Here is a 7,405-nt window from a genome sequence, read left to right as displayed (position 1 = left end):
GTCCAGGGTGGCAGACCGGCCGTGCCCGGCGCCGGGGCGGGGGGCCGGGACGAGGAACGGCGTCCCCCGGGCCGTACGACCCGGCGGACGCCGTCCTTCTCGTGGTGGTGTCAGTTGCGGCGACCGGCCGGATCCTGCACCGGGGTCTCCCGGCCGCTTCCGGAGACCGGCGCGGGGGCGGCGGGTGCCTCCTTCGCCCGGTCCGCGTGCCCCGGCCACCAGGCCGCGTGGCCGATCAGGGCGGTGAGGCTGGGAGTGAAGAACATCGCCATGACGAAGGCGGCGACGGCGATGCCGAAGGAGACCGCGAAGCCCATCTCGGTGAGCAGGGCGTTGCCGGCCAGCATCATCGTGGCGAAGGTCGCCGCCAGGATGAAGCCCGCCGCGGCCACCGTGGGACCGGCGTGCCGCAGGGCCATACCGGCCGCCTCCCGGGGCTCGCGGCCCTCCCGGGCCTCCTCCCTCAGCCGGGCGATCATGAGGATGTTGTAGTCGGTGCCGATCGCGACCACGAACAGATACATGATCACCGGGAGCATGAACATCAGGCCCGAGTGCCCCTGCCCGTCCTGGAAGATCCAGACCGTGGCGCCGAGCGTGGCACCGAAGCCGAGACCCACCGATGCCATCAGGTACCAGGGCGCCACCACACTGCGCAGCAGCAGACCCAGGATGAGCATGATCAGCGCGGCGGCGACGGGGAAGACCGTCCGGTAGTCGTGGTTGACCGCCGTGTCGATGTCCTTGAAGATCGAGGACATACCGCCGACCAGGGCCTCGGTGCCGTCCGGGGCCTCCGCGTGCGCGACCTCGCGGACCCGGCCCACCGTCTCGATGGCCTTGTCCGTCGACGCCTCGTACTTGAGGGTGACGGTGAAGTCGACCGTGGTGCCGCCCTTGTTCAGCTGCGACATGCGCGCGTTCGCCACGCCGTCCACGGCCCCGAGCTTCTTCACGTACCCGTCGAATACCGTCGTGTCGAGGGGCTTGCCGTCGGTGCTCGACAGGTAGACGTCGGTCGGCGCGGCGGCGCCCGCCGAGTACGCCTTCTGCATCTCGTCCTGGACGACCATCGACTCCTTGGTCTTGGGCATGGAGCCGGACGCCAGGTCGAAGGTCGCGTTGTAGCCGAACGTGCCGAGCGACAGCACGACCAGGACGAGCCCGGAGAGCGCGGCGGTGAGCGCCGGACGGTTGCGCACCCCGCGGCCCAGGGCGGCGAACCGGGCGTTCTCCGGCTCGCGTTGCCAGGACTTCGAGGGCCAGAAGACCTTCGGGCCGATGAGGGAGACGACGGCCGGGATCAGCGTCAGGCCCGCGATCAGGGTGACGGTGACCGCGATCGCGAGCGCCGGACCCATCTGCTTGAGGAAGCCCAGCGTCGACAGGACCAGCGCGAGGAAGGCGATGATGACCGCGCCGGCCGCGGAGGCGATGGCCTCGCCGACCCGGTCCACCGCGTTGATCATGGCCTGCTTCGGTTCGTCGCCGAGGCGCAGGCGTTCGCGGTAGCGGAACATCAGGAACAGGAAGTAGTCGGTGCCCACGCCGAACAGCACGACGATCAGGATCGACGAGATCGAGCTGTTGGCCTGGAGGCCGAAGAGCTTGGTGGCGTACGCGATCAGCCCGTTGGCGATCGCCGACACCAGTCCGATCGTGATCAGGGGCAGGACGGCGAGGATCGGCGCCCGGAAGATGATCAGCAGGGTCACCAGGATGATGAGGAAGGTGCCGATGCCGATCAGTGCCTCGCCGCGCTTGGACGAGTCCTGCTGGTCGAGCGCCTGGGCCGCGGAGCCGCCCAGCTTGACCTCCAGGTCCGTCCCCTTGGCCAGTTGCTTGACGTCGTCACGCAACACCTTGGCCGCGTCGGCCTGTTCGGGCTGGCCGGCCTTCTTGCTGTCCATCTGGACCAGGGTCAGGGCGTACTTGCCGTCCGAGGACGGCTGGCCGGGGACGACCTTCTGCACCTGGTCGATCTTCTTCTTGCCGAGCTCGGAGGTGATCCGGGCGACGTCCTTCTGGTCGGCGGCGGTCAGCTTTCCGCCGTCGGTGCGCTGGTACAGCGCGATCGCGGACGGGGTGAAGGCGCTGGGGAACGCCCTCTCCTGAACCTGCGCCGCTTTGATGGACTCGTAACTCTTGGGGAGGAAACTGCTCTCGTCGCTGTTCGAGGGCAGGCTCGGAGCGGTGGCCACGATCGCCACAGCGGCGATCAACCACGCAACGATCGTCCAGACGGGATGTCTGACGACAGCGTTGCCAATACTTCGGAACATGCGGAAGGTCCTCCTGGGAAGGAAGATCACCGCAGCCCGGGGAGCGGTCCCTGGCATCGGCGACCCCCGGCGGTCCCTCTGGGTCCCCCCGTCGGACCGGCCGGAATGGTTGTCTTGAGCTCTCATCGTAGAGATCACGGATCAAGATCGCTTGACCGGGAGTCAGCTTGTCCGGTGACCGGGCCGACAAGCCCGGCGTTCGCCTGGGTCTGGTTGACCGCGTGCAGGATGTCGGTGCCCCGGCGCCGCATGATCTCCTCGTAGATCGGGACGACGATTCCGTACTCCGCGTGCGAACCCGAGTAGCTCAACACCGGGATGTCGTTGGTGGGTATGACACACCCGCGCAGCCGGGGCTGCTCCTTGTCGCACCGGATCTCGCCGCTCGCGGGGCTGGACCAGGAGGCGCTGGGGTCGACCGGGGGCGCACCCGGCATCGTCACGTGCATCTTGTAGTTGGTCCGGAAAGGGGAGCGCGTGGTGTTCGCCGCGAAGGCGTCGCCGCTGCACTTCGTCTTTCCGGTCCTCTGTGCGCCGGGCGTCATCTCGGCGGTGCCGTACCACGGCTGCTTCGTCAGGGTCGTGCAGCCGGTACCGCAGCCCACCTGCATCTTCACCACGAGGCTCTTCACATCGCCGGTGACCCGGACCAGCTTGGCGGTGATCGTCTCGTTGCGGTCGAGGGGCTTGTAGGAGGTGGCGAGCGTGGAACTGACCTGGATGAGGCCGGTGCCGATGGTCCTGCCGTTCGAGTCGTAGAGGGTGTAGGTGACCTCGACGCCGTTCAGGCACAGGCCGCCGGTGCGGCTCCAACGCCAGTTTCCGGGGTCCGTCACCGCGCACGAGGGCGGAGGCGGCTCGGGGTCGTCGGCGTCCGGTTCGAACTCCGTCCCGATGCCGTCGCCCGAGGGGGCGTCGGCGGCGAGGCCGACGGCCGCAAGGGACGGCTCGGTGGCCTGCGTACGGGTCGACCGGCCCGTACCTTCTCCGCCGCCTCCTTCGCCTTGTCCGCGGCGGTCTGGGCACGCGCGGATGCCCCGACGGCCAGGTTCGTCTCACGCTCGGCGCGTTTGCCCTCGCGGACGACGACGGCGACGAGTTCCTCGATCTTCGCCGACTCCTGGTCCCGTGCCCGGGCGATGTGCTGCCCGGCCTCGATGAACCACTCCCCGTCGGACGCGGTGCCGCCGAGGGCGCGGTCGGCGTACTTCTGCACCTCCGGGCCGGCCTGCGTCAGCATGGCGGAGACCTGGACCCGGGCGTCCTCCAGGCGTGCGTCGTACTGGGTGTCGGTGAGAAACGTGATCAGGGTCGGCTGGGTGCCGTTGTTCAGGGCGGCGGTGGCGTCCCGCTGGACCGCCTTGTCGCCGGTGGCCGACACGACACTGGTGGCCACCTGGAGGTCTTCGAGGATGGCCGGTCTGAATCCGTCCCGCAGGAAGTCCGCGATGGCGGCATCACCGCTGTCGAGCGCGGCGACCGCCGCGCGGCGCAGGCCCTTGCCCGCGCGGTCCAGGCTGCCGGCGATGGCGACGCGGTTGTCCTGAACGGTCTGGACCGGCAGTGTCTGGGTCAGGAAGATCTGAATTCCACTGTCGGTGCCGGCCAGGGTCGCGGCGGCCGCGGCCTTGACTCCTATTCCGCCGGACATCCAGGCCTTGACGACTTTCGCCCGCTCGGTGTCCGGCAGCGGGACCGGGTCGGGCGCGGCGCTCTCAGCCGCGGCGGCCACCGGGGTGGGGAGTACCGAGGGTGCGGCGGCCACGGCGGTGGTGGCGGCGAGCGCACCGAGCACGCGGCGGCGGCTCCGGAAAATGGTCTGCACAAGAGATGTGTCCCCGTGAGCCGTTGACGGGGCATGTCGGATCGCATCCCAGGATCGACCGGGTTCCCCGACGTGCCCGCGGAATGGATTCACACCGGATGCGAAGTGGCTTACGAGTGGCGCTTCTTGCCGTATCGGACCCTACCAACTGCCGCAACAAAAGAATCCAGTTGCGGCAGCTCGACTAACAACTTCCTTGCCGCAGCGCGCTCCTGATGGAGCCTCGGAGAGCATTTACAGCTCCTTCACAACTTTCCGCACAACCTTTACCCGGTGTGTCACGGATCACACACTGGGGATGCGGAATGTCGCTTTATGCATCGTTGTATGCGCTCGACCTGGGAGCCACTTCATGTTGGTATGGCGACGCGGATGACGTTTACCGAGACGGGGGACCTCTCGCTTCGAGAGGTAAAGGGACTGTTTTCCAGGGGAATGGGGACATGTCCTGCGGGGGGATATCGATATCGCATTCCCGCGCGCCCGAATTCGCGCCCGGTGATGAACATCCAGCCGTCGGAGACGAACTTGGGGATGCGATGAGGAAATACAGCAGAATGCCCGGACGGCCGCAGCGCAGGCGCCTTGCGCTGCGCGCCCTGGGTGTGGCCGCGGTCGGCGCCCTGGCGTGGATCACGGTGACCGCGGGCATTCCGGGACAGGCGTCGCAGGAGGCGAACCCCACCGCACTGGTCGCGGGGGAGACCCCCGGTTACGCGGTGGAGGACTTCAACTACCCGCTGGCGGACAAGATCCTTGCCGAGAAGAAGATCCTCCTCAAGCGCGGCGACGGGCACATCACCCTGGCCGACTGTGCGAGCGGGACCGGTTTTCTGGAGATCATGGCCCGCGACAAGGCCGACAAGATCTGTTTCAAGGTGGTCGGCGACTCCGGCTGGCTGACTCTGGAGATCCCCGCGGTCTACGCGATCAAGGGCAATGACTACACGACCGCGGTCGACATGACCGTGGGTGCCGAGGAGAAGTCGTTCGACGTCCTCAAGAACTCCTGGACGCCGGTGGGCGAGGCCGCGGACCCGGACGGCCGCGATCACATGCTCGTCGAGATCAGGTCCTCCAAGTAACCCCAGGCCGACACCGCCACGCTCACCGCGCTCCGCGGTCCCGCGCCCATGGGACACGCGGCCACGGGACACGCGGCCCTCGTGACTAGGAATCCACGTTCATGTACCTCTCCAGACGCCCCCGTCTCATCGCGCTGGCCGCTGCGCTGGTCGCGGCCCCCGTCGTGATGGGTTCCGGCAGCGCCACCGCGCTCACCGGAACCGACGCCCCCGCACAGTTGAACTACGTCGCGAAGATAAACGTCGGTGATCAGAGTGCCTGCACCGGCACTCTGATCGACCCGCAGTGGGTCCTGACCGCGGCCACCTGCTTCGCCGCGGACGGCAAACCCCCCGCGGGCAAGCCCGCCGTCACCACCACCGTCACCGTCGGCCGCACCGACCTGACCCAGGCCGGCGGCAGTGTCCTTCAGGGCATCCGGCTCGTCCCGCATGCCGACCGGGATCTGGTGCTCGTCAAACTCGCCGCCAGGATCACCGATCCGGCCGTCACCCCCGTCCGGCTGGCCACCACGCCCGCCACCGCGGGAGAGGAACTGGTGAAGGCCGGATTCGGACGCACCAAGACCGAATGGGTCCCCGACAAGCTCCACTCCGCTGCGTTCACCGTCGCCTCGGTCTCGGACTCGACGGTGGACCTCAACGGCTCCGACACGGCGACCGTCTGCAAGGGCGACGCCGGCGGTCCCGCCCTGCGCACCGTCGACGGCACCACGGAACTCGTCTCCGTCAACTCCCGTTCCTGGCAGGGCGGGTGTCTCGGCATCGACCCCGCCGAGACCCGTACCGGTGCCGTCGACACCCGTGTCGACGACCTCGGCGACTGGGTCGAGCACGCGATCTCCCGCAACCCGGACGACGTCACCGGCGACGGCAAGGCCGACCTCGTGGCCATCAAGGACGACGGGATCCTGTGGGTCTACCCCGGCCTCGGGAAGCCGAGCGGCAGTACCTTCGGCACCCGGTTCCAGGCCGGCACCAGCTGGCAGAGCCAGAACGCCGTGACCGTCGGAGACCTCAACAACGACGGCATCGGTGACCTCCTGTCCCGTCAGGCGTCGGACGGCACGCTGTGGGTCTACCCCGGCACCGGCAAGCCCGGCATGGAAGCCTTCGCGACCCGCTACCAGGTCGGCAGGAGCTGGCAGACGCAGGACGTCACCCGCACCGGGGACTTCAACACCGACGGGCTCACCGACGTACTGACCCGTCAGGCGTCGGACGGCACGCTGTGGGTCTACCCCGGCACCGGCAAGCCCGGCATGGAGGCCCTCGGCACCCGCTACCAGGCCGGCACCGGCTGGGCGAGCATGGACATCATCACCACCGGTGACCTCAACAACGACGGGCGCCCCGACGTGCTGTCCCGTCAGGCGTCGGACGGCACGCTGTGGGTCTACCCGGGCACCGGACGGGCCACCGGCGGCACCTTCGGCACCCGCTTCCAGGTCGGGACCGGCTGGAAGAGCCAGAACGCCCTCCGCACCGGCGACTACAACGGCGACGGGCTCACCGACGTGCTGTCCCGTCAGGCCTCCGACAGCACGCTGTGGGTCTACCCCGGCACCGGCAAGTCCGGCATGGGAACCCTCGGCACCCGCTACCAGGCGGGTACCGGCTGGGGACCGTACCGGATCCTCTGATCACCGACTGCGCCGCAGCGACCGGGGACGGTTCGCCGAGACATCTGCTCTCGGCGAACCGTCCCCGACGGCTTGCGCACCGGGAGGCAGGGGGCTGAGCGGCCCGACAGTGGGTTCAGCGACGTTGACGACAGCCAAAGCCCGCGAGGGCGGAGAAGCCCGGCCATCCGGGTGGCCTTCTGTGCTTCTCCTCACCCGGACCCCCATATATTTACTAGGACGTCCTACTATTTTCTCAGCCCGCGTTCTTCGACGTGTCCCGGAAGGCACCGCCATGAGCGATCTGCATCGCCCCGCCCACCCCGTCCGCCTGGTCACCGCCTCGGCGCTGTTCGACGGGCACGACGCCTCGATCAACATCATGCGGCGGATCTTCCAGTCGCAGGGCGCCGAGGTCATCCACCTCGGCCACAACCGGTCGGTGCGGGAGGTCGTGGACGCGGCTCTGGAGGAGGACGCGCACGGCGTGGCGGTCTCGTCCTACCAGGGCGGACACGTGGAGTACTTCGAATACCTGGTGGCCTCGCTCCGCAAGCAGGGGGCGGAGCACATCCGGGTGGTGGGCGGCGG

Annotated in this window: 6 protein-coding genes; 3 read left to right on the top strand and 3 right to left on the bottom strand. The window is 68.6% G+C overall.

Going from position 1 to position 7,405, the window contains the following annotated elements; translation table 11 throughout:
* Positions 1-110: 110 nt before the first annotated feature.
* From EHS43_RS32235 to EHS43_RS32225, 3 genes are all read right to left on the bottom strand, one after another.
* A complete protein-coding gene (locus tag EHS43_RS32235; protein WP_125194213.1) occupies positions 111-2,282 on the bottom strand; it encodes an MMPL family transporter in 2,172 nt (723 codons plus the stop codon).
* Between the two features lie 134 nt (positions 2,283-2,416).
* Positions 2,417-3,118: a hypothetical protein gene (locus EHS43_RS32230; RefSeq protein WP_185806508.1), complete on the bottom strand. Its 702-nt coding sequence runs from the start codon at positions 3,116-3,118 to the stop codon at positions 2,417-2,419.
* On the bottom strand, positions 3,115-4,107 hold the full coding sequence (locus EHS43_RS32225; RefSeq protein ID WP_260470808.1) for an ALF repeat-containing protein: 993 nt from the start codon (positions 4,105-4,107) through the stop codon (positions 3,115-3,117). The genes EHS43_RS32230 and EHS43_RS32225 overlap by 4 nt, the downstream gene beginning before the upstream one ends.
* Positions 4,108-4,664: 557 nt before the next feature.
* On the opposite strand from EHS43_RS32225, the gene EHS43_RS32220 reads away from it, so the two are divergent.
* The 3 genes from EHS43_RS32220 to EHS43_RS32210 form a co-directional block, all read left to right on the top strand.
* Positions 4,665-5,192, top strand: coding sequence for a hypothetical protein (locus EHS43_RS32220; RefSeq protein ID WP_185806507.1), 528 nt, complete (start codon positions 4,665-4,667; stop codon positions 5,190-5,192).
* Between the two features lie 101 nt (positions 5,193-5,293).
* A complete protein-coding gene (locus EHS43_RS32215; protein ID WP_125194212.1) occupies positions 5,294-6,835 on the top strand; it encodes an FG-GAP-like repeat-containing protein in 1,542 nt (513 codons plus the stop codon).
* Between the two features lie 274 nt (positions 6,836-7,109).
* Positions 7,110-7,405 (top strand): cobalamin-dependent protein (locus EHS43_RS32210; protein WP_148104135.1); only part of this gene is annotated, 296 nt, incomplete at its 3' end.

It is taken from the genome of Streptomyces sp. RP5T, assembly GCF_003933965.1.
Taxonomy (GTDB): Bacteria; Actinomycetota; Actinomycetes; order Streptomycetales; family Streptomycetaceae; genus Streptomyces.
Note: the sequence above shows the minus strand (reverse complement) of the source record. Positions and strands in the feature narration are given on the sequence as shown.

Coding starts and splice junctions, on each gene's coding strand:
- EHS43_RS32235 (WP_125194213.1), bottom strand. CDS start 2,282: ATGTTCCGAAGTATTGGCAACGCTGTCGTCAGACATCCCGTCTGGACG.
- EHS43_RS32220 (WP_185806507.1), top strand. CDS start 4,665: ATGCCCGGACGGCCGCAGCGCAGGCGCCTTGCGCTGCGCGCCCTGGGT.
- EHS43_RS32215 (WP_125194212.1), top strand. CDS start 5,294: ATGTACCTCTCCAGACGCCCCCGTCTCATCGCGCTGGCCGCTGCGCTG.